Raw genomic sequence first — 23602 nt, 5'->3', positions numbered from 1 at the left:
TCGCGGGCTTCCCACGGTCGAGGCCTGGGCGTCCACGGTGCCCGCAGGCCGGATCAGGCGCTGGGCGGGGACGCCGTCTCGCTGGGGTCCTGCGCGGGCTCCTGCCGGATCGGCAGCACCACCCGGAACGTGCTGCCCTGCCCTACCTTGCTGGTGACCTCGATCCGGCCGTGGTGCTTGGCCACGATGCTGTATGAGATCGCCAGCCCCAGCCCGGTGCCGCGCCCGATCGGCTTGGTGGTGAAGAATGGGTCGAACAGGTGCGGCATCGCCTCCGGCGGGATCCCGCAGCCGCTGTCGGTGACGCTGATCCAGACCTCTTCGTCGTCGCAGCCGCTGGCCAGCACGATGGTCCCGCGCTGCTCGATGGCCTGGCCGGCGTTCAGCAGCAGGTTCAGGAACACCTGGTTGATCTCGGACGCCAGGCATTCCACCAGCGGCAGGCTGGTGTAGTGCTTCTCCAGCCGCACCTTGTACTTGAGGTCGTTCCAGACGATGTTGAGGGTGGAGTCCAGCCCCTGCAGCAGGTCGGCCGGCTGCATCTTCTGGTCGCGGCCCACCCGCGAGAAATCCTTGAGGTCCTGCACGATCTTGGTGACCCGCTCGATGCCCTCGCGCGACTCGCTGAGCAGGTTGGGCAGGTCGCCGAGGATGTAGTCGATGTCCAGCTGCTGGCGCGCCTGCACGATCTCCTGGCGGCGCGCCTGCGGATTCTCGGAGAACAGCACCTCGTGGTATTTCTCGACCAGCGACAGCAGCGCGCTGCTGTAATCCTGCAGCGTGCCCAGGTTGGAACCGACGTAGCCGATCGGGTTGTTGATCTCGTGCGCCACGCCCGCGGCCAGCTGGCCGATCGAAGCCATCTTCTCGGAACGCAGCAGCTGTTCCTGGGCGGTGGCCAGACGGTCCACCGTGCGCTGCAACTCGGCGTACTGGCGCTGGCGCTCGTCGCGTTCGCTGATATCCAGCACCACCATCAGGCAGTGGTCGGTATCCGGGGATTGCCCGCAGTGGATTTCCAGCGCCAGCGGATGCTGCGGGTCCGGGCGCACGATGCCTTTCCAGTAGCCATCGCGCAGCGCGGCGGCCCACTGCTCGTCGCTGACCAGCGCCACCAGGGATTCCGCACGACCATCGCCGACCAGCTTCGCGGCCAGCGCCTGCGCAGCGGGATTGGCCTGGTGTACGCGGCGCTGCGCGTCCAGGAACAGGACCGGGAACTGGATGGCGCGGGCCGCCCAGAGGGCGTCATCGCTCCACAGTCCCGAGGGCTGCGCGGGAGGTTCGCTCATCCACACCCCAGCCAGCGGCCTCCGGCGCGCGCCGTGCTGGCAAAGCCGGAAACGTCGTAGGTGCCGGTGGCCTCGCTGCGGCCGAGGTGGCGCAACGTCCAGGCGACTTCCCGGCGCCGGCGCGCCAGCAGCACTGCATTGGCGCGGTTGAGTTCGTGCAGCTCGCGGATGCGCGCGTGGTCGTCGGGGCCGGCGATGCGCTCGGCATCGCGCAAGGCGACCAGCTTGGCCTGCGCGGACTGCATCAGGGCATCGACGTCGTGCTCCAGCAGGGCCCGGCGCTCGGCCTGCAGGGCCTGTTCCAGCGCGTCCAGCGGGTGCACGTCGACGTCGGTGCTCATGGGCGTGTCACTTCAGGATTTCGCGTTCCAGCGCCAGCAGGCGGTCGGCGATTTCCTGCGGGTTGATCTGGTAGCTGCCGTTGTCGATCGCGCTGCGGATTTCCTTGACCTTGGCCATGTCCACTTTGGACGGCCCGGCCAGTTCCTTGGCCATCGCCTTCAGCCCGACCGCCTCGCCGGTCAGGCGCAGGCTGTCCACCGGGGGCGTGGCCTGCACCGCGGGCGCGCGCGGGTTGCCGGCGCGGGCCTGGGCGGCTTCGGTGACGGCTCTCGCCTCCACGGGCTTCGCCGGCAGGTTGCCTTCGATTTTCGTGGTCATGGCCAGCGGCTCCGGATGACGGGTTCGAGCGGGTTAACGGCCGTCTCGAACCGGACTTTAGGCGGATTCGGCGAAAAAACTCAATTGACCACGTCCACCGCACCGTCCGCGTTCAGGCGGCCGCGGATGATCCGGTGCGAACTGTCGTTTTCCACGTTCAGGATGTTCCCGGCCATGGCCTGCCCCAGGGCGCGCCCGCCCATGCGGATCTCGGAATTGCCGATCCGGGCGCGCAGCACCACCGGGTCGCCGCGCTTGACGATAACGGCCGGCGCCCCGCCATCTGCAGGGGCGCCTGCGGCGGCGGGGCTGGCGGCCAGTGCCAGCGGTGCGTTGCGGACCGGAACGAACAGGCGCCAGCCCGGGATATCGGGACAGCGCACGTCGGCCACGGTCGGGGTGCTGGGCACCGCGACCAACGGCTGCCGGCAGGCCGCCAGGCGCAGCCCCGGGGCCACCATCGCCTGGGCACTGGGACCAGCCTGCAGGGCGGTGAGCGCGGCCTGCTGGATCGCCGCCAGGTCCTGCAGGGACTGCGCGGGCGCGCCCAGGGACAGCGCAGCGAACAGCAGGCCGCCCAGGCAGGCAGGCCGCAGCCCTCTGGGGACGGGTTGAGGTCGGGGCTGGAAGCCGGGGTGGGAGTGCGGGGTCCGCATGGGCGGTGGGTCCGTGCAAACAGGGTTGGCCTTCCTGAAGCAAGAGACATGCCGGCTCAAGACGCCGGGCTTGCGGCCGACAATGCCCGCATGGCACGCAACCAGCTGCTCGACCGCATCGACCAACGTATCCGCCTGGCCGGCCACAACCGGTTGGCCCTGCTGCTGTTCCGGCTGGGAGGGCGGCAGGTGTTCGGGGTGAACGTCTTCAAGGTGCAGGAAGTCCTGCTGCGCCCGCCCCTGTTCACCCTGCCCCAGCTGCCGCCGGGGTTCCTCGGCGCCGCCGACATCCGCGGGCGCAGCGTGCCTGTGCTGGACCTGGCGGCCGCCATCGGCCAGCCCGGCGAGGTGGCCGCCAACTACCTGGTGGTCACCGAGTTCAACCGCACCGTCCAGGGCTTCCTGGTCTCGGCGGTGGACCGCATCGTGAACATCGCGGTGGAGGACGTGAAGCCCCCGCCGGAGCTGGGCAGCGACCCCCACTACCTCACCGGCGTCACCCGCTACCACGACGAGCTGATCCAGCTGGTGGACGTGGAAAGCGTGCTGGCCGAGGCGCTGCCGGCGCAGCAGGCCAGCGTGTCGATCCTGCCGGTGGCGCAGGGGGGCGGCCGCGAAGTGCTGGTGGTGGACGATTCGCGGGTGGCGCGCAACCAGATCCGCAGCGTGCTGGACCAGCTGGGGCTGGGCTGCACCCAGCTGTCCGACGGCCGCCAGGCGCTGGAGCACCTCAAGCAGATCGCCGCCGGCGGGCAGCGCCCCTCGCAGCGCTACGCGATGGTCATCTCCGATATCGAGATGCCGGCCATGGACGGCTACACGTTGACGTCGGAAATCCGTCGCGACCCGATGCTGAACGACCTGTACGTCCTGCTGCACACCTCACTGTCGGGCGTGTTCAACCAGGCGATGGTCGAACGGGTGGGCGCGGACGACTTCGTTCCCAAGTATTCGCAGCAGGAACTGGCGGAGCGGATCACTGCTCGCATTTCTGAAATCACATCAAATTGATCTAATATCTATTTGATTTTACTTGAATAGATATTACTGATTCACCCTGACGCCCGCTGCGGCGCGGTGCTTGCAAGGCGCCCGGAGGGGGCTTTCTGGTGGCCACCCGCGGCAGTCACGGAATACCGTCGCGGCAATCGGCACGCCATTTGCATCGACCTCATGCGAACAACCCCCTGGAGGGTCGCATGAGTGATTTCCTCGGTATCCACGGCACCGCGCTGATCCTGCGGGAACAGCGGCTGCAGGTGCTCGCCTCCAACCTGGCCAATGCCGATACCCCCGGCTTCCAGGCGCAGGACATGGACTTCAACACCGCGCTGCAGGCGGCGCTGTCCCCGGCGGCCGGCGCCAGTGGCGAAGACCCCTACCAGGGTGCGGCCAACCTGGCCCGCTACGCCCGCCCCAGCGCCCAGCCCAGCCTGGACGGCAACACCGTGGACACCTCGCGCGAGCAGGCCGCGTTCTCGCAGGCGGCGCTGGAGTACCGCGCGTCGATGTCGTTCGTCGAATCCAAGGTCAAGACCATGCTGACCGCGATCACCGGCCAGTAAGCGGAGGCGCGCCATGAGCAATCTCCCGATCTTCGACGTCGCCGGCTCGGCCATGCAGGCGCAGTCGGTGCGTCTGAACACGGTGGCCAGCAACCTGGCCAATGCCAATACCGTGGCCGGCACCCCGGAAGGCGCCTACCGCGCCAAGCAACCGGTGTTCGCCGCCGAGGCCATCCCCAACAACCAGGCCTTGGCCGGCGTGCGCGTCACCGAGGTGCGCGAGAGCACGGCCGAGGCGGTCAAGCGCTACGACCCCGGCAATCCGCTGGCCGATGCGCAGGGCTACGTGTACGCCCCCGACGTGGATCCGGTGGCGCAGATGGTGGACATGATCTCTGCCTCGCGCAGCTACCAGGCCAACGTCGAAGTCTTCAACAGTGCCAAGGAACTGGCCGTCGCCACCCTCAACATGGGCCGCTGAACATGAGCACCGTCGGTTCCACCGCCTCCAGCGACAGCCTGTACTCCCAGTACGCGCTGCCGAACGCGACCTCCAAGAACGCCTCCACCGGCGGCATGGGCCAGGCCGATTTCCTGCGCCTGATGACCGTGCAGATGAAGAACCAGGACCCGCTGAACCCGCTCAAGGGCGCCGAGTTCCTGGGCCAGCTGGCGCAGTTCTCCACCGTGCAGGGGATCGAGAACATGCAGCAGGCCATGGGCGCCATGGCCACCGTGATGGAGAACGACCAGTCCCTGCGCGCCGCGGCGCTGGTGGGCCACGACGCCCTGGTGGACGTGGACAAGGTGCAACTGGGCAGCGGCGTGGGTGCCAGCGGCGAGATCGTCGCCAATCGCGCCGGGCCGGTGCAGTTGGAGATCGTGGATGCCAGCGGCAGCGTGGTACGCCGACTCAACGTCGATGCCAAGGACGCGGGCGCCACCAAATTCACCTGGGATGGCAAGGACGACAGCGGCAACGCCGTCCCGGCCGGCCAGTTCACCTTCCGCGCCACCGCCGGCAGTGGCAAGGACACCGAGGCGCTGGCGGTCCGGCTGGCCGCGCGCATCGACAGCGTATCGATCGAACCCCAGGGGCTGGTGCTCAACCTCGCCGGCCTCGGTGGCTACCCCTTGTCCTCCGTCCGTCGCATCGGTTGACCGCGGCCGGTTTTCCCACATCAGGAGCGCATCACCATGAGCTTTCGCATCTCCATCAGCGGCATGAACGCCGCCAGTTCCGACCTGGAAGTCACCGCCCACAACATCGCCAACGTCAACACCACCGGCTTCAAGAGCTCGCGCGCCGAGTTCGCGGACGTGTTCGCGGTTTCCACCTATGGCCTGTCGCAGAACGCGATCGGCGCCGGCGTGCGGCTGGCGGCGGTGGCACAACAGTTCAGCCAGGGCAACATCGACTTCACCGGGCGCGCGCTGGACATGGCGATCTCCGGCCAGGGCTTCTTCACCCTGTCGGACAAAGGCAACATCGTGTATTCGCGCGCCGGCAACTTCGGCACCGACCGCGACGGCTACATCGTCAATCCGGCCGGCCAGCGCCTGCAGGTGTTCGCACCGAACGTCGCCGGCGGCTTCGATACCGGCCGCATGAGCGACCTGCGCGTCCCCAGTGGCGATGCGCCGCCGGCCGCCACCAGCAAGGTCACGATCGAGACCAACCTGCCGGCCGCGGCCTCCGCGCCGACCGCCTCGCCGTTCGACCCGAACGACCCGACCACCTACAACCAGACCACCTCGATCACCATCTATGACTCGCTGGGCGCGGCGCATACCCAGGCGCAGTACTACGTCAAGACCGCCAACCCCAACGAGTGGCAGCTGTACACCTATATCGACGGCACCGCGGTGGGCGCGGCGCAGACCCTGCAGTATTCCAACGCGGGCGCCCTCACCTCGCCGGCGCAGATCACCCTGCCGCCGTTCACCCCGGCCAACGGTTCGGCGCCGCTGAACATCACCCTGGACCTGGGCAACTCCACCCAGTACGGCAATGCCTTCAGCATCCAGACCCAGACCCAGGACGGGCATGCCACCGGGCGCATCACCGGCATCGACATCTCGCCCGAGGGCGTGGTCTCGGCCCGCTACACCAACGGCGTGGCGCAGCCGCTGGGCCAGGTGGCGCTGACCAATTTCCCCAACCCGCAGGGCCTGCAGTCGCTCGGTGACAACGCCTGGGCCGAAACCTACAACTCCGGGCAGCCGCTGCGCGGCCAGGCCGGCTCGTCGGATTTCGGCATGATCCAGGGCGGCGGGCTGGAAGCCTCCAACGTGGACCTGACCGAGCAGCTGGTGAACATGATCACCGCCCAGCGCAACTTCCAGGCCAATGCGCAGATGATCCAGACCCAGGACCAGATCGCGCAGACGGTGATCAACATCCGCTGATGAACTGTCCCGCCCCGGCCAGGGCCGGGGCGGCGGGAGACCGCCATGACCGATCGCGCCCTGTACGTCGCCATGACCGGAGCCAGCGCCATGTTGCGCGGGCAGGCCACGGTGGCGCAGAACCTTGCCAACGTGGACAGCACCGGCTTCCAGGCCACCCTGGACGCCACCGTGGCCGTGCCGGTGACCGGCCCCGGCCTGCCCACGCGGGTGGCCGCGACCGCGCGCACCCTGGGCGTGGATGCCCGCGCCGGCGCGATCCGCAACACCGGCAACCCGCTGGACGTGGCGCTGAAGCCCGAGCGCTGGCTGGCGGTCCAGGATGCCAGTGGCGGCACTGCCTACACCCGCGCGGGCGATCTCACCCTGAACGCCAACGGCATGCTGATGACCGCCCGCGGCCAGCCGGTGCTGGGGGCCGACGGTGCGCCGGTCTCGATCCCGGCCTACCAGGCGCTGGAGATCGGCCAGGACGGCACGATCTCGATCGTCCCGCAGGGCCAGCCGGCCTCGACCATGGCCGAGGCCGGCCGCCTGCAGGTGGTGGCCGCCAAGACCACCGAATTGCAGCGCGGCGACGATGGCCTGATGCGGCCGCTGCCGGGCGCGCAGCCGCCCCCGCCCGCCACCGGCGCGGCGCTGACCAGCGGCGCCCTGGAATCCAGCAACGTGGACGTGGCCGGCCAGCTGGTGTCGATGATCGCGCTGTCGCGCCAGTTCGACATGCAGGTACAGCTCTTGCACCGTGCGGACGAGAACGCCCGCGCCACCAGCTCCATCGTGTCGCTGACCTGAGCCTTCCCGCCCGCTTCCGCACCCGTTTCCCGAGGACACTGCCATGACCCAGGCCCTGTGGATCGCCAAGACCGGCCTCGACGCCCAACAGACCAAGATGGCGGTGATTTCCAACAATCTCGCCAATACCAACACCACCGGCTTCAAGCGCGACCGCGCCAGCTTCGAGGACCTGCTGTACCAGACCCTGCGCCAGCCGGGCGGCGCGACCTCCGAGCAGACCCAGTTGCCCACTGGCCTGCAGGTCGGCACCGGCGTGCGCGTTGCCGCGACCGCCAAGCAGTTCGCCCAAGGCGCGCTGAACCAGACCGGCAACGCGCTGGACGTGGCCATCAACGGCCGCGGCTTCTTCGAGGTGCTGATGCCGGACGGCACGTCCGCCTATACCCGCGACGGCAGCTTCCAGATCAATGCACAGGGCGAGGTGGTGACCAACGAGGGCTATCCCGTGCAGCCCGGCCTGCAGCTGCCGGAAGGCGCGCAGAGCATCACCATCGGCGCCGACGGCACGGTCAGCGTGCAGCTTGCCGGGCAGGCGCAGCCGGTGCAGATCGGCGCCCTCACCCTGGCCGACTTCGTCAATCCGGCCGGCCTGCAGTCGCTGGGCGAGAACCTGTACGCCGAGACCGGCGCCAGCGGCCCGGCCCAGACCGGCGGCCCCGGCACCGGTGGCCTCGGCCGCCTGGTGCAGGGCTCGCTGGAGGGCTCCAACGTCAACGTGGTGGAAGAGCTGGTGAGCATGATCGAAACCCAGCGCGCCTACGAAACCAACGCCAAGGCGATCTCCACCACCGACCAGATGCTGGGCTACCTGAACAACAATGTGTGAGCCGCGCCATGCCTGCCCTCCCCGCCTCCACCCGCCTTGCCGCGTTCGCCATCGCCCTGCCGCTGGCGCTGTCGGCCTGCGCCGGCATCAACCGCCTGCAGGGCGACGTGCGCCCGTTCGACGCGCCGCAGCCGTATCCGGTGGCGCAGGCGCCGGTTGCCGCCCCGGCCGTGCCGCAGGCCGGCGACGGCGGCGGCTCGATCTACGCCGCGCGTAGCGGTAAGGGCCTGCGCCTGTTCCAGGACAACAAGGCCAGCGACGTGGGCGACCTGCTCACCATCGTGCTGGTGGAAAGCACCACCGCCTCCACCCAGGCCAAGACCGCGGTGGCCAAGAAGAGCGCCACCAGCATGAGCGTGCCGACCCTCGGCAACGCCGTGCTGCCGGGGCTGTCGGCCTCGCTGGGCGGCGACCGCAGCTTCAGCGGCAACGGCGACAGCGCGCAGAGCAACAAGCTGGACGGCCAGCTCACGGTGCAGGTGGTGCAGGACCTCGGCAACGGCAACCTGCTGGTGCGCGGCGACAAGCAGCTGCGCCTGAACCAGGGCGACGAGCTGGTGCAGGTTCAAGGCATCGTGCGTCGCGCCGATATCGGTCCCGACAACCGGGTGACCTCCGACCGCGTGGGCGACGCGCGCATCGTCTACGGCGGGCGCGGCACCCTCGCGCGTTCCAACGCGATGGGCTGGCTGGGCCGCTTCTTCAACTCCGCCCTGGCTCCGTTCTGAAGGCCGTGACCATGAACCGCACCCTGACCGCGCTTGCCGCCCTGCTGTGCACGCTGCTGCTGGCGCCCGCCCCGGCCCGCGCCGAACGCGTCAAGGATTTGGCGCAGGTCGCCGGGGTGCGCGGCAACCCGCTGATCGGCTACGGCCTGGTGGTCGGCCTGGACGGCAGCGGCGACCGCACCAGCCAGACGCCGTTCACCGTGCAGAGCCTGAAGACCATGCTGGAGCAGCTGGGCGCCACCATCCCGCCCGGCGTGAACCCGCAGCTGAAGAACGTGGCCGCGGTGGCGGTGAACGCGGAGCTGCCGGCGTTCGCCAAGCCGGGCCAGCCGATCGACGTCACCGTGTCCTCGATCGGCAACGCTGGCTCCCTGCGCGGCGGCACCCTGCTGATGACCCAGCTCAAGGGCGCCGACGGCGAGGTGTACGCGATCGCACAGGGCAACCTGATCGTCAGCGGGTTCGGCGCGGCCGGCCGCGACGGCTCCAAGATCTCGGTGAATGCGCCCAACGGCGGCCGCATCCCGTCCGGCGCGATTGTCGAACGCCCGGCCCCAGCCTCGGCGAGCAACGGCAACGTCACCCTCAACCTGCACGAGGCCGACTTCACCACCGCCGCGCGTATCGTGGCCGCCATCGACCGCGCTTTCGGTCCCGGCCGCGCGCGCGCGCTGGACGGCGTGACCATCGAAGTCACCCCGCCGCCGGGCGACCGCATCGCCTTCCTGTCCGCGCTGGAATCGCTGGAAGTGACCCCGGGCGCGGCCGCCGCCAAGGTCATCGTGAACGCGCGCTCCGGCACCGTGGTGATGGGCGGCCAGGTGACGGTGCTGCCGGCCGCGGTGGCGCATGGCTCGCTCACGGTCACCATCAACGAAGCCACCCAGGTGAGCCAGCCCGGCCCCTTCAGCCAGGGCCAGACCGTGGCGGTGCCGCAGTCCACCATCAGCGCCACCACCGAGACCAACCACATGGTGCTGTTCAAGGGCGGCACCTCGCTGGAGGAAATCGTGCGTGCGGTGAACGCGGTCGGCGCCGCCCCGGGCGACATCGTGGCCATCCTGGAAGCCCTCAAGCAGGCCGGCGCGCTGCGCGCCGAGCTGGAAGTGATCTGACATGGCACGCCGATTGCTTGACGACTGACATGCGCCTGCCCGCCGCCACCCCGATCCCGCTCCAGCGCTCCCAGACGCCGGAGCGCGCGCGCGTGGAGGAAGCGGCCCGCGGGCTGGAGAGCCAGTTCGCGCAGATGCTGATCAAGAACCTGCGCAGCACCACCCCGGGCGACCCGTTCGGTGGCGACACCACCTACCGCGAGATGTACGACCAGGCGCTGGCGCAGGAGCTGACCAAGGGCCGCGGGCTGGGCCTGCAGCCGATGATCGTGCGCCAGCTGGCCGGCACCCAGGCCGAGGCCGCCCCGTCCACGCCGACCGGATTCCTGCCGCTGAACCCGGCGGCCCGGCCGCTCCCGCTGGCACCGGCCGACACACCGTCCGGGCTGCCCTTGCCGGCCGGCCTGCGCGGCAATTCCTTGACAGGTGATTCCTTGACACTGGCCCCCGCCAGCAGCGGCGCCTCGCTGCCGGCGATGGCGCTGCCGGCGCGCCCGCCCCTGCTGGCCGCCGCCAACAAGACCTGCGATGAGAACGCCCCGCTGGACTGCAGCAGCCCCGAGGCGTTCGTGCGCTCGGTCTGGCCGCACGCGCAGAAAGCCGCGGCCGAACTGGGGGTGCCGCCGAAGGCACTGGTCGCGCAGGCCGCGCTGGAAACCGGCTGGGGCCGGCGGCTGGCCGGCAAGAACGGCCAGGCCACCTCCCACAACCTGTTCGGCATCAAGGCCGGCGGCGGCTGGCGCGGCGACCAGGTGGAAGCGCCCACCCACGAATACGTGGATGGCACCCGCGTCACCACCCGCGCACGCTTCCGCAGCTACCGCAGCGCGGCCGACAGCTTCGCCGACTACACCCGTCTGCTGCAGGGCCCGCGCTATGCCGCGGCACGCGCCAGCGGCGGCAGCGTCCATCAATTCGCCAGCGCCCTGCAGCGCGCCGGCTACGCCACCGACCCGGCCTATGCGGCCAAGATCGCGGCCATCGCCGATGGTGCCACCATGCGCCGTGCCCTCGACGGGCTGGAGGGATAACCCATGACATCCGGCATCCTCGGCACCGGCACCTCGGCCCTGCTCGCCTACCAGCGCGCGCTGTCCACGGTCAGCCACAACGTCGCCAATGCCGCCACCCCCGGCTACACCCGCCAGCGGGTGGAACTGCAGGCGCGCCCGGGCGCCAGCGCGATGCTCAGCATCGGCCAGGGCGTGGACGTGAAGCAGTTGACCCGCCTGGCCGACGGCCTGGTGTTCGCCCGCCAGAACGACAGCGCCGGCGAGCTCGGCCGGCTGGACCAGCTCTCGCAGCTGGCCTCGCGGGTGGACGGGCTGATGTCGGATTCGGCCACTTCGCTGGTCGATCCGTGGTCCAGCTTCTTCAACGCCGCCAAGGGCGTGGTGGCCGACCCCACCTCGAACCCGGCGCGCAGCCAGCTGCTGGCCTCGGCCGACCAGCTGGCCACCCGCTTCCGCAGCGTGGACGGCCAGTTGGCGAAGATGGACGACGACGTCGATCGCAGCATGACCAGCAAGATCGCCGATGCCAACCGGCTGGCCAGCGAGATCGCCGACCTCAACCGCAACATCATCTCCGCCGGCGGCAACGTCTCCTCCGACCTGCTGGATGCGCGCGACCAGCGCGTGCGCGACCTGTCCAAGCTGGTCGGCGCGCAGACCGTGATCCAGGACGACGGCGCGATGAACGTGTTCACCACCGGCGGCCAGCCGCTGGTGCTGGGCGTGCGCGCCAGCAGCCTGGCCACCACCCAGGACCCCTATCGCCCGGATCGCCTGCAACTGGCGCTGCAAACCCCCACCGGCGCGATGCGCCTGCCGGAAGGCACGGTCAGCGGTGAGCTGGGCGGCCTGCTGGAGTTCCGCAGCCGGATCCTCGACCCGATGCGGGCCGAGCTGGGGCGCATGGCCGCCGCCTTCGCGCAGAGCGCCAATGCGATCCAGAACGCCGGCATCGACTACAACGGCAATCCGGGCGCCAACCTGTTCACCCTGGCCCCGCCGCAGGTGGCCGCCAACGCCGGCAATACCGGCAGCGGCGGGCTGTCCGCGAGCATCGACGACGTCGGCGCGCTGACCGGGCAGAACCTCATCCTGCGCTTCGATGGCAGCAACTGGAGCGCGCAGCGCGCCGACACCGGCGAGGCGGTGGCGATGACCGGCACCGGCACTGCGGCCGATCCGTTCAAGGTCGGCGGCATGGCGATCGTCGCCAGCCCTGGCGCCGCCGCCGGCGACCGCTTCCTGGTGAGCCCCACCGACGGCGCCGCCGGCAGCCTGCAGGTGGCGATCAGGGACCCGGCCGGGATCGCCACCGCCGCGCCACTGACCAGCAGCGCCGACCCCGCCAACCTGGGCGATGCCAAGGTCGCGTCCTCCGCGATCACCGACGCCGCGCAGTTCGCCGGCTTCACCGGCGCCACCCTCGATTTCATCGATGCCACCCACTACACGATCGACGGCAACGGCCCCTACACCTACGTGCCGGGCAGCGCGATCGCCGGCAATGGCTGGAGCCTGACCCTCTCGGGCACGCCGGCGGCCGGCGATTCCTTCACCCTCGGCCGCACCGGCCCGCGCTCGTCCGACAACGCCAACGCCCGCCAGCTGGCCGCGCTGGACACCCGCGGCGTGCTGGACGGCGGCACCACCGCCCTGACCACCGGCGTCACCCGCCTGGCCAGCCGCGCCGGCGGCGAGGCCAGCCACGCCCAGCTGTCGCTGCAGGCGCAGCAGGCGATCGACGACCAGGTGAACGCCGAGCGCGAGTCGCTCAGCGGCGTGAACCTGGACGAGGAAGCGGCCGACATGCTGCGCTACCAGCAGGCCTACCAGGCCGCCGCGCAGGTGATCGCCACCGCCGACACCCTGTTCCAGACCCTGCTCTCGGTCGTGCGCCGCTGACGAGGACACCGCGATGACGATGCGCCTTTCCACCGCCCAGATGCAGTACGACGCGCTCTCGATGATGCGCATGCGCCAGGGCGAGATCAGCAAGTACCAGCAGCAGATCGCCTCCGGGGTGAAGCTCACCCGCGGCGCCGACGACCCCACCGGGATCGCCGACGTCCAGCACCTCGACCACGCGCTGGCGTCGCTCGGCCAGTTCGACCGCAACAGCACCCTGCTGGGCGACCGCCTGCGCCAGCAGGAAGGCGCGCTGGCCGATGCCGGCGACCTGCTGCAGCGCGCCCGCGAGCTGGCGGTGCAGGCCGGCAACGGCGCACTCAGCGACAGCGACCGCCACGCCATCGTGGTCGAGCTGCGCGGCCTGCGCGAGAGCATGCTGCAGATCGCCAATCGCGACGATGGCCGCGGCCGCCAGCTGTTCGCGGGCACCCAGGACGGGGTCAAGCCGTTCACCAGCGGTGCCGGCAACGTCAGCTACCTCGGCAACGACGGCCAGAACCTGGTGGACGTGGCGCCCGATACCGCACTGGCCGATACCGATGCCGGCAGCCGGGTGTTCATGAACATCCCCACCGGCGACGGCATCAGCCGCGCCCGCGCCGCCGCCGGCAATACCGGCAGCGGCGTGCTGGAATCCGCCCAGATCACCAGCAGCACCACCTGGAATGGCTCCACCCTGCAGCTGCGCTTCCCCAGCGCCGGCAATTACGAAGTGGTGGACGGCAGTGGCAACCCGCTGTCACCGCCGGTCGCGGGCAGCTTCACCCCCGGCCAGCCGATCAGCGCGCAGGGCGTGCAGTTCGTGGTCAGCGGCACCCCGGCCGCGGGCGACAGCTTCACCGTGGAACGCTCGCCCAGCCAGGACATCTTCGCCACCCTGAAGAACCTGGCCGACGCACTCGACCAGCCCGGCAACAGCGCCGCCGATGTCGCGCGGCGCGCCAACGCACTGCGCGCCGGGCAGGAAGACCTCGCCGGGGCGCAGCAGCACCTGCTGGACATCCGCGCCGAGACCGGCATCCGCATGAGCAACCTCGACAGCGCCGACGCCATGCGCAGCGCCAGCAACGTGGCCATGACCGAGATGCTCTCCGGCCTGCGCGACACCGACCTGGCCGACGCCATCAGCAAGCTGCAGTACAACATGACCGCCCTCGACGCCGCCCAGCGGATGATGGCCCGCCTGCAGAGCAGCTCGCTGTTCGACAAGCTCTGAGGCGCTCGACGGCGCATGCCGCCCGCCGGCAGGCGCGACATTGGCATATGGTTTGCAGAAGGACGATCACGTCTTTCCAGCGAGCCGATATGACGATGACAGCACCCGCAGGCCTTGCTCCCGAGGACACCCTCCGCGTCAGTGATCTCGGCTCCGCACTGGATCGCTTCCCGCGCGTGAAACTCCTGTCCCTGGATTGCTTCGACACCATCTTGTGGCGGAAGACCGCACATCCGGCAGACGTGTTCTACGACATGCAGCAGCAACCGGCATGGAAAGCCGTCGGCCTGGATGCCAGGCTCCGGATTCGGGCGGAGATGCAGGCACGCAGCCTGGCCCAGTTGCGACGGGGCAGCCACGAAGTCACGCTCGAGGACATCTACCGGGCCGCCTGCGATGACCTGGCGCCCGAGATGATGAAATCGCTCCAGGAAGTCGAACTGCAGGCAGAGGAGCAGGCGTGCCATGCCATGCCCCAGGCCGTTGCGCTGTTGCGCGCGGCAGCGGCGCGCGGCGTGCAGGTCATGGTCGTGTCCGACACCTATCTGCCCGAACCTTTGCTGCGTAGGCTCCTCGCTGCCTGCCTGCCCGCGGATGCCTATGCCGCGATCCATCGGGTCTGCGTTTCATGCGAATACGGGAAATCGAAGGCAGACGGCCTTTTCCCGCTGCTAGCAAGTCGCCTGAACTTGCCCGTGGCGCGCATGCTCCACGTTGGCGACAACCCGCTTGCGGATGTGTTCCCGGCGCGGGCCGCCGGGATTGCTTGCCTCCATCTACAGCACCTACCGGAAATGCTCGAGTCTCGCAGGCAGTTCGCCGCGACTGCGCTTCGTCTGCTCGAACCGAGCATTCGCTCCGAGCGGGGTGCCCCCGCTGGCTACCATCCGGTGATCGCAGGCCTTGCCCTGGACGGGGATGACGCGGACCGCAGCATCGGCATCGCCACCCTCGGTCCATTGATGCACGCCTTCGCAAGCTGGCTTCTGGCGCATCGGGAGGCGCAGCAATCGCTTGGAAAGCGCGTCAAGCTGGCGTTCCTGCTGCGCGACGGCTACCTGCCGCATGCCGCCTACGAAGCGCTTTCCGGACAGACGGATGGCCGCCCTGTCTACATCTCCCGCTTCGCTGCGTTTGCCGCTTCGTTCCGCGACGCAGGCGACATCGAGCGTTACCTCGCCCTGTTCGCCACTTCCGGCGAGTATGCGGCAATGCTGAAGCAGCTTGGCCTACAAGGCGAGGAAGGCGATCGCATTCTCGAGGCCCTGCAGGGGCATCCGTCGCCGCAGACGGAATTCAACAGGCGCGTGCTGCATCCACGCATGGTGGCGAAGATCACCGAGCGCTCCGCGTGCTATCGCGCGAGGTTGCGCAAATACCTGGATCGCGAATTGGGGGGACTGGAACGGGGCGATACCCTCGCATTCGTGGACCTGGGCTACGTTGGTACGGCGCAGCGGGTACTTGCACCGGTCATGCATGAGGAATGGGGTGTCGAACTCCTTGGCTGGTATTTCATGTGCACGCCCCAGGCGGGCGACGCCAACGGCGGACGCTGCGGCATGATCGACGCATCGAAATTCGATGCCCGCACCATCGACACTCTGCTCCCGTTCGTCTCCCTGCTGGAAAACCTGTGCACGACCAGCACCGGGTCGGTGATCGATTACACCGAACAGGGCGCGCCCATCCTGTCCCAGGGAGCGACCACTAAGCGCCAGACCGAGCGCGTCCGGCGGATCCAGGAGCATGCGTTGGACTTCATCCGCCAGGCAGAAGCCCACTACGAGGCGGGCGGGGCTCGCCCTGCGGTCGATTCCCTTCGCGACGCCGCGCTGGCCGAATTCTCACGCATGGTGTTTTTCCCGGACAGGCAGGAACTGGCCCATTACGACCAGTTCGCCCTGGAACTCAACCTCGGGACCGACCGGGTCATCCGCCTGCACGACACCGAGCGCAGCCTGCAGGAGCTTCGCCGCCATGGGATTTTCTACTCCTCCCGCCAGGGCGAAGGATCTCGCATCAACACCCCGCATGAATTGCGGCATGCCGGGATCGAGCTGACCCTGGCGATGATGTCCACCTATCGCTTCGGCTTGGCCTTCAGCGCGCGGGACTGGTCGTTCCGGGAGGAGCCGGTATCGGTTCTGCTCCTGAGGGGGAACGAGGTCGGCCGCCTGAGCCTGGCGGCATACGCCACGTATGACGGCTGCTATCGCCTGCATGTCCCGATCGGCGAGGGCGATGCGGACGTGGGCTTGTTGCTGGGCGAACGCTTCCGCTGGCTGCAGTTGCTCGAGGCCCGTGTCCTGCGTGCTGGGGAACTCCACCTGCAGGCCGAATACGATGCAAGCATCGACGTGCGCCCCTACCTGCTTCTGGATGGCATCACGGACCATGGCGACGGACTCCTTCAGTGCGCCTCCCCCACGTCCCTGATGATGCTTCCAGCGGGGCTTGTCAGCGGTGACGACAAAATGGTGCTGGACCTGGTCCTGCGCCCATTGAGTCACGGCGAGTCCCAGCTCCACGCGTCGCATCCGGAAAACGCCTGAGGAACTTTCAACGTGTCCAACGAAAATCCAGCCGGGCAGGCAAGTGCGGGCCTGCCGTCCACTTCCCTGAAATCGGTCACGCTGCTGCTGGGGAGCCCATTCTCGGGTTCTTCCCTGCTTGGGCAAAGCTTGAACGATATCCAGGGAATCGCGTACGCGGGCGAGATCGACAACATGCACCGCTTCGCCTTTCCCCTTCATCGCGAGAGCAATCACTACCGCTCGCGCTGCGCGATCTGCATCACGCATGACCCGTATGATTGCCCGATCTATCCGCTGGATCCGCAGCCGCTCGGGGATCCGGAGTCGGTCACGATCGATGCCTACCTGGAAGTCCTGTCGCGCTTCAACGAGCCGTTCGTCGTGGACGGCTCGAAGAATGTCGATTGGCTCTGGTACCTGAACGCTCGCGGCCTGCTCGACGTGCTGCCCACCCGCGTGATCGTGGTGACGCGCTCGGTCTGGGCCTTCGCCGCCAGTCAATTCCGCGCCGGAAACACCAACATCTATCAGTCGGCGGAAGGCTGGCGGAATATCTACCGACACGCACTGAGGACGGTATCCGTGCTCGCCCCACCCAGTCTGCTCATCCGGCACGAGGATTTCGTGTCCAACATGGACAAATGGCTGTCCCGCGCCGCATGGTTCGTCTCGGATCGTCCGCACAACATCTTCGAACCAAAGCCGCTGCACTGCATTGGCGGGAACCCCAGCGCTTACGCTATCCGTGAAGAGTTCGACAAGCAGGGCCATCTGCGTGTGGTCCCTGACCACGAACGCCCGGTTTCGATGGAGAAACTCTCCTTCTTCGGTGCGAGCGAAGCGCCGCGATCGCAGCCCATCGAACGCTGGGGCCACTTGATCGATCGACAGCAGGCAAAGAACATCCTAGGCATCCCGGGCATCATGGACACGATGCTGGATCTCGGCTACGACCCGCTCGGAATGCTGGAGGAGCATGCGGCCTGGCTGGCGCTAGGCAGACAGGGCACCTAGCACTGCTTTTCAACCGCTATTCGGCGCTGTGGCCATCGGCTGCCAAGCCCTGTCTGCCGGAAGTGCTGTTTCTTTAGGGGCTACACAGAAAATTTTTTATTTCTGCGCCGTAATTCGCACTTCCGGAAATTCTCCTCAAGGCCTTGTGGGAAGGGCCGTTACCTAGCCCAGCAGAGGACGAGGCCACATTGACGGCAACCTTCTGCGGCCCCACCGGCCGTGGCTCCGCCCGCCGGCCACCAGTCCAGGAGACAGCATCATGGCTAATAGCGTCAACACCAACATCATGTCGCTGAATGCTCAGCGCAACCTCTACACCAGCAGCATGGCCCAGGCCACCACGATCCAGCGCCTGTCGTCGGGCCTGCGCGTGAACAGCGCCAAGGACGACGCCGCCGGCCTGGCGATCGCCGAGCGCATGAACGCCCAGATCCGCGGCAACAATGTCGCCATCCGCAACGCCAACGACGGCATTTCGCTGGCGCAGACCGCGGAAGGCGCGCTGGGCAAGATCGGCGACTCCCTGCAGCGCATGCGCGAGCTGGCGGTGCAGTCGGCAAACGCCACCAACAGCTCCAGCGACCGCGACAACCTGAATGCCGAGTTCAAGCAGCTGCAGGACGAAATCGCCCGCGTGGTCGGCGGCACCACCTTCAACGGCACCTCGCTGTTCACCGGCTCCAGCTCGTTCAGCTTCCAGGTCGGCGCCGGCACCACCGCCAACGACGTGGTCTCGGTGGCGCGTAACCAGCTGTCGGGCGGCACCGCCGCCGCCAGTGGCGCCCTGACCAGCAGCAGCGCGGCCAACGACGTGATCAAGACCATCACCACTGCTTCCGCGATCTCGGGCACCGACGCCACCAATTCGACCAACGCGATCAAGGACATCGACGTGGCGCTGGACAAGATCAACGCCGAACGCGCCACCTATGGTGCGGCCCAGAACCGCTTCGACTCGGTGATCGGCAATCTGCAGATCACGGTGGAGAACACCTCCGCCGCCCGCAGCCGGATCATGGATACCGACTTCGCCGCGGAAACCGCCGCCCTGACCCGCACGCAGATCCTGACCCAGGCCGGTACCGCCATGCTGGCCCAGGCCAACCAGGCTCCGCAGAGCGTGCTCAGTCTGCTGCGCTGATCCCGCAGCCGCTCCACCCGTCGGGGAGCCCGCAAGGGCTCCCCGCACGGCGTTCCAACGATGAGTCGCCATGTCCAGCATCGCGTCCGTCAACGCCTCCCTCGCGGGAGCCCCCGCCACCCCGACGCCCGCCGCCGGGGTTTCGGCGCGTCCGGATGCCGGCACCCAGGCGACCCCTCCCGCAACGCCCGCCAAACAGGACGCGGCAAGCGCCGCTTCCGCCGCGATCGAGTCCGCGCAGGCCGCCGACCGGGCGCGCAAGCAGCGCGCCGCGGAGGAGTTGCAGAAGCAGATCGATCAGGCGATGGCGCAGTCACGCACGCGTACTTCCCTGCGGTTCCGGGTGGAGGAAGATATCGGCAAGATCGTCGTCTCGGTCGTCGATGAGAATGGCAAGACCCTCATGCAGATCCCGGACGACACTGCGCTGGCGCTGGCACGCCGATTGGCCGAGACCGGAAGCGGGCTGGTGGATCGCCAGGCCTGAACGGCTTGGGCGGCGCAGTCCTTGCATGGATAGCGTGAATGCCCCGGCCGCCTCAAGACGCGCCGGCATGGGCCGTTAAACCAGAAGGCAGGCTCGGGCCGGGGACAAGCGCCCGCCCGGCGAGGAGACAAGATGGCCATCACCGCAACCGGCATCGGATCCGGGCTCGACGTCAACAGCATCGTCTCGCAGCTGATGTCGGCCGAGCGCGCGCCCACCGACAAGCGCCTGACCGCGGCCGAGCAGGACACCAAGTCGCAGATTTCCGCGTTCGGCACCCTCAGCTCGGTGCTGTCCTCGCTCCAGAGCGCCCTGCAGAAATTCAACGGACAGGGCAGCCTGTCCGGACGCAAGGCCACGCCGGCCAGCGGCGCGGGGTTCACGGCCAGCGCCAGCAGCGGCGCGGCAGCGGGCCGCTACATGATCAGCGTGGAATCGCTGGCGCAGGCGCACCGCCTGCAGTCCGCGGCGGTGGCCCGCAACCCCGACGGCAGCCAGCCGCAGCTCGGCTACGGCACCCTCTCGATCAGCATCGGCGGCGGCGATGCGGTGGATGTCTCCATCGCCTCGGGCAGCGGCAGCCTCAACGCCATCCGCGATGCCATCAACGCCCAGGCCGGCGACAAGGTCGCCGCCACCGTGGTCAGCGGCGACAGCGGCGACGTGCTGTTCATCGCCTCGCGCACCACCGGGACCGCGGGCGCGGTGGCGATCACCGCCAGCGGCGGGGACGGTGGGCTGGCCGCGCTGGACACCACCAGCGGCACCATCACCACCAAGGATGCGGCCCAGGACGCCCAGGTGGTGATCGACGGCATCACCCGCACCGCCAAGGGCAATACCCTGAGCGACGCCATTTCCGGCATCACCCTGACCCTGACCAAGGCCGATCCCGGCAACCCGTACGCGCTGGACGTCAGCGAGGATGCCAGTTCGCTCAAGGCCACGCTCAATGGGTTCGTCAGCGCCTACAACGCCGCCCTCACCCAGATCCGCAGCCTGTCGGCGGCCGGTGGCGAGGGCGCCACGGCCGGTCCGCTGAGCGGTGATGCCACCACCCGCTCGATCCAGCAGACCCTGCGCAACGCGATCGGCGGCAGCTACCAGAGCCTGAGCACCCTCGGCCTGAAGACCGCGGTGGACGGCACCCTGACCCTCGATTCCAGCAAGCTCGACGCCGCCCTCGCCAGCGACCCCAACGCGATCAAGAAGGTCTTCGGTGAGACCGCCGACTTCGGCAAGGGCCTGCGCGACAACCTGCAGAACCTGCTGGGCGACCAGGGGCTGGTGCCCAGCCGGCAGAAGAGCCTGGACGACCGCACCAAGGCGCAAGCCAAGCAGCGCGCCGACTTCGAGGACCGCATGACCCGGCTGGAAGATTCCTACCGCCGCCAGTTCACTGCCCTGGACACGATGATGGCCCAGTTGCAGGGCACCTCCAATTTCGTTTCCCAGCAGATCAGCCTGCTCAACAAGTAAGAGCGAATGCCCATGAACGCACGCGCCTCCGCCCAGCATTACCGCCAGACCGCCGTGCAGAGCGCGGTGCTCGAAGCCAGCCCGCACCGACTGGTGGCCTTGATGCTGGCCGGCATCCGCGAGCGCCTGCAGCTGGCGCTCGCCTGCATGGAGAAAGGCGATATCGCGCGCAAGGGCCAGGCCATCAGCGAGGCCAGCATGATCATCGGCGAGCTGGACGGCTCGCTCGACCACAAGGCCGGTGGCGACATCGCCGCGGGCCTGTCCGCCCTCTACACCTATGCCCAGCGCCGGCTGGTTGAGGCCAACCTGCACAACGATCCCGGCCGCCTCCAGGAAGTAGACGGCCTGATCGCCGAAATCGAGGGCGCCTGGCAGGCCATCGCGCCCGCCGGCGCGTGACATGACCCGCTACGCGCCAGACGACATCCCCGCCCTGCCCGTGGAGGCTATCCGCGACGCCCTGGGGCGGGCCGATCTGGACGCCGCGGCCGCCCTGCTGGAAGCCCACGACCGCGCCGTGCGCCTGGCGCTGGCCGGCGATGTCCTGCTGGATCCACGCCAGGCCCAGCGCTGGGCCAACCTGCAGCAGGAGCAGCAGGCGCTGCTGGAAGAGCTCACCCGGCTGCGCGACCAGACCGGCGAGCAGCTGCGCCAGCTGCAGCGCCACCAGCGCGGTGCGCTGGCCTACCTGCGATCCGGCGGATGACCCCGGAGTCCGCCGACGCCCTGCTGTTCGGCGAGGCCCTGGCCTGCCGGGAACATGTGCGCGCCGGGTTTGCCCCTCAGCCGCTGGAAACCCGGCAGGCGGAGGCGCTGTGCCTGCGCGCCGAGAGCGGCCTGGGCGCGATCGCGGTGATCGAGGACAACCGCGCCGAGGAAGAGGACGCCGCCCAGGGTGCGGCGCTGCGCCGGATCGAAGCGAAACTCGATCTACTGCTGGCACTGGTCGGCCAGCTCGGACGCGCGGCCGAGGCGGCCACCGAGGTCAGCCTGCAGTGGTCCGCGCTGGGTGCACGCCTGCCGGCCACGCCGGATGTCGCCGTGGGCGATACCGGGCTGTTCCGGATCCAGGCCGCGCCCTGGCTGCCGGAGTCGCTGGCCCTGCCCGCCCGCGTGATCGCGATCGGGCCGGCGCAGGACGCGCCGGGCGCGCCACTGCTGTGGCTGTGCTTCGACCCCCTGACGCCCGGAGTCGCCTCCGCGCTGGAGCGGCACCTGTTCCGCCGCCATCGGCAGGCGGTGGCCGAGCGCCGGCGCGGCGCCTGACCCACCGCGAATGGCTCCGGAAGCAGGCGCCCGCCATGCGTCGGAAACTCGACATTTCCGCGCTTTTTCCCGATAGTGACCACGCCGGGCCCGTGCGCTGGAGCCGGCAGGCAGTGACGTCCGGGAGCGTTGGATGAAGGCAAGCTTGCAGGCGAAGATGGGGCAGCAGATGGCGCTGACCCCGCAGCTGCTGCAGTCCATCCGGCTGCTGCAGGTGACTTCGCTGCAACTGGAGCAGGAACTGCAGCAGTTGCTCGAGCGCAATCCGCTGCTGGAGCAGGAACCCGAAGACGAACCGCTGCCGGCCTCCGCCGAAGCGGAGCGCGCCGGCCTGGAGGCCGCGGCCTGGGACGAACTTCCGGAGCCGATGTTCCTGTCCGGTGGAGGCTATGCCGGCGATCCCGACGACGACCCCACCGCCCGCATCGCCGCCGGGCAGTCCTCCGACCCGCGCCAGCGCCTGCTCGACCAGATGGCCCTGCGCAGCACGCCGCGCGAGCTGGCGCTGGCCGCCTACTGGCTGGATTGCTGCGACGACCGCGGCTATCTGGAAGGCCCACCGGACGCCTTGGCCGCGCAGGGCGCCAGTCAATTGCGCGAGGAACTGGCCGGCGTCAGCGCCGACGAACTGCTGGCCGCCCGCCAACGCCTGCTGGACGGCGAGTGGCCGGGCATGGCCGCGGCCGATCCGCGCGAATGCCTGCTGGCCCAGCTGCGCGCCCTGCCCCCGGGCCCCGCGCGCACGCTGGCCATGCAGATCGTGTCCGGGCACCTGGACCTGCTGGCCCGCCACGACCAGGCCGGGCTGGCCGCCGCGCTTGGCGCCACGTCGGAGGAAATCGCCGCGGCGGTGTCGCTGGTGCTCTCGCTGCAGCCGCATCCGGTGGAGCAGCCACCGGAGCCGGAGCCGGCCTATATCGTCCCCGACGTGATCGCCTGGCGCGCCAACGGCGGCTGGCAGGTGCGCCTGAATACCCGCAGCCAGCCGCGGCTGCGCCTGTGCGCCTACGCCGAGCAGGCCGCCAGCGGGCATGAGGGCATGCGCGGGCTGCTCGAAGAGGCGCGCTGGATGCTGCGCAGCCTGGGCATCCGCAACGAAACCCTGCTCAAGACCGCGCGCGTGCTGGTGGCGCGCCAGCAGGCCTTCCTCGAACACGGCGAGGAATCCATCGCGCCGCTGACCCTGAAGGACGTGGCCGAGGAGATCGGCATGCACGAGTCCACCGTCTCGCGCATCACCACCGGCAAGTACATCCAGACCCCGCGCGGCACGCTGGAGCTCAAGCAACTGTTCGCGGTGCGGCTGGAGGGTGCCGATGTCTCCGGCGCGGCAATCAAGGCGATGGTGCGCCGCCTGATCGAGAGCGAGCCCGCGCATGCCCCGCTGGCGGACGATGCGATCGCGGCGCTGCTGGCGCGCCAGGGCATCCGCGTGGCGCGGCGCACGGTGGCGAAGTATCGTGAGCAGTTGGCCATCGCCCCCGCCCGCGAGCGCAAGCGCGCTGCCGGCGGCGGGACGCGGATGGCGCGTGCGGGTTGACCAGATGAC

The 23602-nt window shown here is 69.2% G+C and carries 25 protein-coding genes; 21 read left to right on the top strand and 4 right to left on the bottom strand.

Features of this window, described 5'->3' with window-relative positions:
- Positions 1-53: 53 nt before the first annotated feature.
- From EDC34_RS08905 to EDC34_RS08890, 4 genes are all read right to left on the bottom strand, one after another.
- On the bottom strand, positions 54-1292 hold the full coding sequence (locus EDC34_RS08905; protein WP_114960450.1) for an ATP-binding protein: 1239 nt from the start codon (positions 1290-1292) through the stop codon (positions 54-56).
- Complete coding sequence (locus EDC34_RS08900; RefSeq protein ID WP_114960439.1) at positions 1289-1633, bottom strand: flagellar protein FlgN; 345 nt, start codon at positions 1631-1633, stop codon at positions 1289-1291. The genes EDC34_RS08905 and EDC34_RS08900 overlap by 4 nt, the downstream gene beginning before the upstream one ends.
- A 7-nt stretch (positions 1634-1640) precedes the next feature.
- Positions 1641-1952, bottom strand: coding sequence for a flagellar biosynthesis anti-sigma factor FlgM (flgM, locus tag EDC34_RS08895; protein WP_114960438.1), 312 nt, complete (start codon positions 1950-1952; stop codon positions 1641-1643).
- A gap of 80 nt (positions 1953-2032) precedes the next feature.
- On the bottom strand, positions 2033-2608 hold the full coding sequence (locus EDC34_RS08890; protein ID WP_114960437.1) for a flagella basal body P-ring formation protein FlgA: 576 nt from the start codon (positions 2606-2608) through the stop codon (positions 2033-2035).
- 90 nt (positions 2609-2698) lie between these two features.
- Between EDC34_RS08890 and EDC34_RS08885 the strand changes: the two genes are divergently transcribed.
- The 21 genes from EDC34_RS08885 (at position 2699) to rpoN (ending at position 23593) form a co-directional block, all read left to right on the top strand.
- Positions 2699-3619, top strand: a complete 921-nt coding sequence (locus EDC34_RS08885; protein ID WP_114960436.1) for a chemotaxis protein CheV — start codon at positions 2699-2701, stop codon at positions 3617-3619.
- A 176-nt stretch (positions 3620-3795) separates the two neighbouring features.
- The gene (gene flgB / locus EDC34_RS08880; RefSeq protein WP_165921023.1) at positions 3796-4173 is read left to right on the top strand and encodes a flagellar basal body rod protein FlgB; all 378 of its coding nucleotides are present in this window, start codon (positions 3796-3798) and stop codon (positions 4171-4173) included.
- Between the two features lie 13 nt (positions 4174-4186).
- Positions 4187-4594 carry a flagellar basal body rod protein FlgC gene (gene flgC, locus EDC34_RS08875; protein ID WP_114960434.1) on the top strand — a complete coding sequence of 136 codons (408 nt, stop codon included), beginning with the start codon at positions 4187-4189 and terminating at the stop codon, positions 4592-4594.
- A gap of 2 nt (positions 4595-4596) precedes the next feature.
- Positions 4597-5274 carry a flagellar hook assembly protein FlgD gene (locus tag EDC34_RS08870; protein WP_114960433.1) on the top strand — a complete coding sequence of 226 codons (678 nt, stop codon included), beginning with the start codon at positions 4597-4599 and terminating at the stop codon, positions 5272-5274.
- Between the two features lie 36 nt (positions 5275-5310).
- Entirely contained in the window at positions 5311-6522 is a 1212-nt protein-coding gene (gene flgE, locus EDC34_RS08865) for a flagellar hook protein FlgE (RefSeq protein ID WP_114960432.1), read from the top strand.
- A 45-nt stretch (positions 6523-6567) separates the two neighbouring features.
- Positions 6568-7317, top strand: a complete 750-nt coding sequence (locus EDC34_RS08860) for a flagellar basal body rod protein FlgF (protein ID WP_114960431.1) — start codon at positions 6568-6570, stop codon at positions 7315-7317.
- A gap of 43 nt (positions 7318-7360) precedes the next feature.
- A complete protein-coding gene (gene flgG, locus EDC34_RS08855; protein ID WP_114960430.1) occupies positions 7361-8146 on the top strand; it encodes a flagellar basal-body rod protein FlgG in 786 nt (261 codons plus the stop codon).
- Positions 8147-8154: 8 nt separating this feature from the next.
- Entirely contained in the window at positions 8155-8874 is a 720-nt protein-coding gene (locus tag EDC34_RS08850; RefSeq protein WP_114960429.1) for a flagellar basal body L-ring protein FlgH, read from the top strand.
- An 11-nt stretch (positions 8875-8885) separates the two neighbouring features.
- Positions 8886-9989 (top strand): flagellar basal body P-ring protein FlgI, encoded by a 1104-nt coding sequence (locus tag EDC34_RS08845; protein ID WP_114960428.1) that lies wholly within the window; start codon positions 8886-8888, stop codon positions 9987-9989.
- Between the two features lie 29 nt (positions 9990-10018).
- Complete coding sequence (gene flgJ / locus EDC34_RS08840) at positions 10019-11020, top strand: flagellar assembly peptidoglycan hydrolase FlgJ (RefSeq protein WP_114960427.1); 1002 nt, start codon at positions 10019-10021, stop codon at positions 11018-11020.
- 3 nt (positions 11021-11023) lie between these two features.
- Positions 11024-12904 (top strand): flagellar hook-associated protein FlgK, encoded by a 1881-nt coding sequence (flgK, locus tag EDC34_RS08835; protein WP_114960426.1) that lies wholly within the window; start codon positions 11024-11026, stop codon positions 12902-12904.
- A 13-nt stretch (positions 12905-12917) separates the two neighbouring features.
- Positions 12918-14126, top strand: coding sequence for a flagellar hook-associated protein FlgL (gene flgL, locus EDC34_RS08830; protein ID WP_114960425.1), 1209 nt, complete (start codon positions 12918-12920; stop codon positions 14124-14126).
- 95 nt (positions 14127-14221) lie between these two features.
- On the top strand, positions 14222-16681 hold the full coding sequence (locus EDC34_RS08825) for an HAD family hydrolase (protein ID WP_132982873.1): 2460 nt from the start codon (positions 14222-14224) through the stop codon (positions 16679-16681).
- 12 nt (positions 16682-16693) lie between these two features.
- A complete protein-coding gene (locus EDC34_RS08820; protein ID WP_132982872.1) occupies positions 16694-17677 on the top strand; it encodes a hypothetical protein in 984 nt (327 codons plus the stop codon).
- Between the two features lie 259 nt (positions 17678-17936).
- Complete coding sequence (locus tag EDC34_RS08815) at positions 17937-18818, top strand: flagellin N-terminal helical domain-containing protein (protein ID WP_114960422.1); 882 nt, start codon at positions 17937-17939, stop codon at positions 18816-18818.
- 70 nt (positions 18819-18888) lie between these two features.
- Entirely contained in the window at positions 18889-19305 is a 417-nt protein-coding gene (locus EDC34_RS08810) for a flagellar protein FlaG (RefSeq protein WP_114960421.1), read from the top strand.
- A 132-nt stretch (positions 19306-19437) separates the two neighbouring features.
- A complete protein-coding gene (fliD, locus tag EDC34_RS08805) occupies positions 19438-20784 on the top strand; it encodes a flagellar filament capping protein FliD (protein ID WP_114960420.1) in 1347 nt (448 codons plus the stop codon).
- A 12-nt stretch (positions 20785-20796) separates the two neighbouring features.
- The gene (gene fliS, locus EDC34_RS08800; RefSeq protein ID WP_425477475.1) at positions 20797-21186 is read left to right on the top strand and encodes a flagellar export chaperone FliS; all 390 of its coding nucleotides are present in this window, start codon (positions 20797-20799) and stop codon (positions 21184-21186) included.
- A gap of 1 nt (position 21187) precedes the next feature.
- Positions 21188-21493, top strand: a complete 306-nt coding sequence (locus EDC34_RS08795) for a hypothetical protein (protein ID WP_114960418.1) — start codon at positions 21188-21190, stop codon at positions 21491-21493.
- Positions 21490-22053 carry a PilZ domain-containing protein gene (locus tag EDC34_RS08790; protein ID WP_114960417.1) on the top strand — a complete coding sequence of 188 codons (564 nt, stop codon included), beginning with the start codon at positions 21490-21492 and terminating at the stop codon, positions 22051-22053. The genes EDC34_RS08795 and EDC34_RS08790 overlap by 4 nt, the downstream gene beginning before the upstream one ends.
- 133 nt (positions 22054-22186) lie before the next feature.
- Complete coding sequence (gene rpoN, locus EDC34_RS08785; RefSeq protein ID WP_114960416.1) at positions 22187-23593, top strand: RNA polymerase factor sigma-54; 1407 nt, start codon at positions 22187-22189, stop codon at positions 23591-23593.
- Positions 23594-23602: the final 9 nt, after the last annotated feature.

Source organism: Thermomonas haemolytica (genome assembly GCF_004346265.1).
GTDB classification, from domain to species: Bacteria; Pseudomonadota; Gammaproteobacteria; order Xanthomonadales; family Xanthomonadaceae; genus Thermomonas; species Thermomonas haemolytica.
This window is presented reverse-complemented; position numbering and strand designations above follow the sequence as displayed.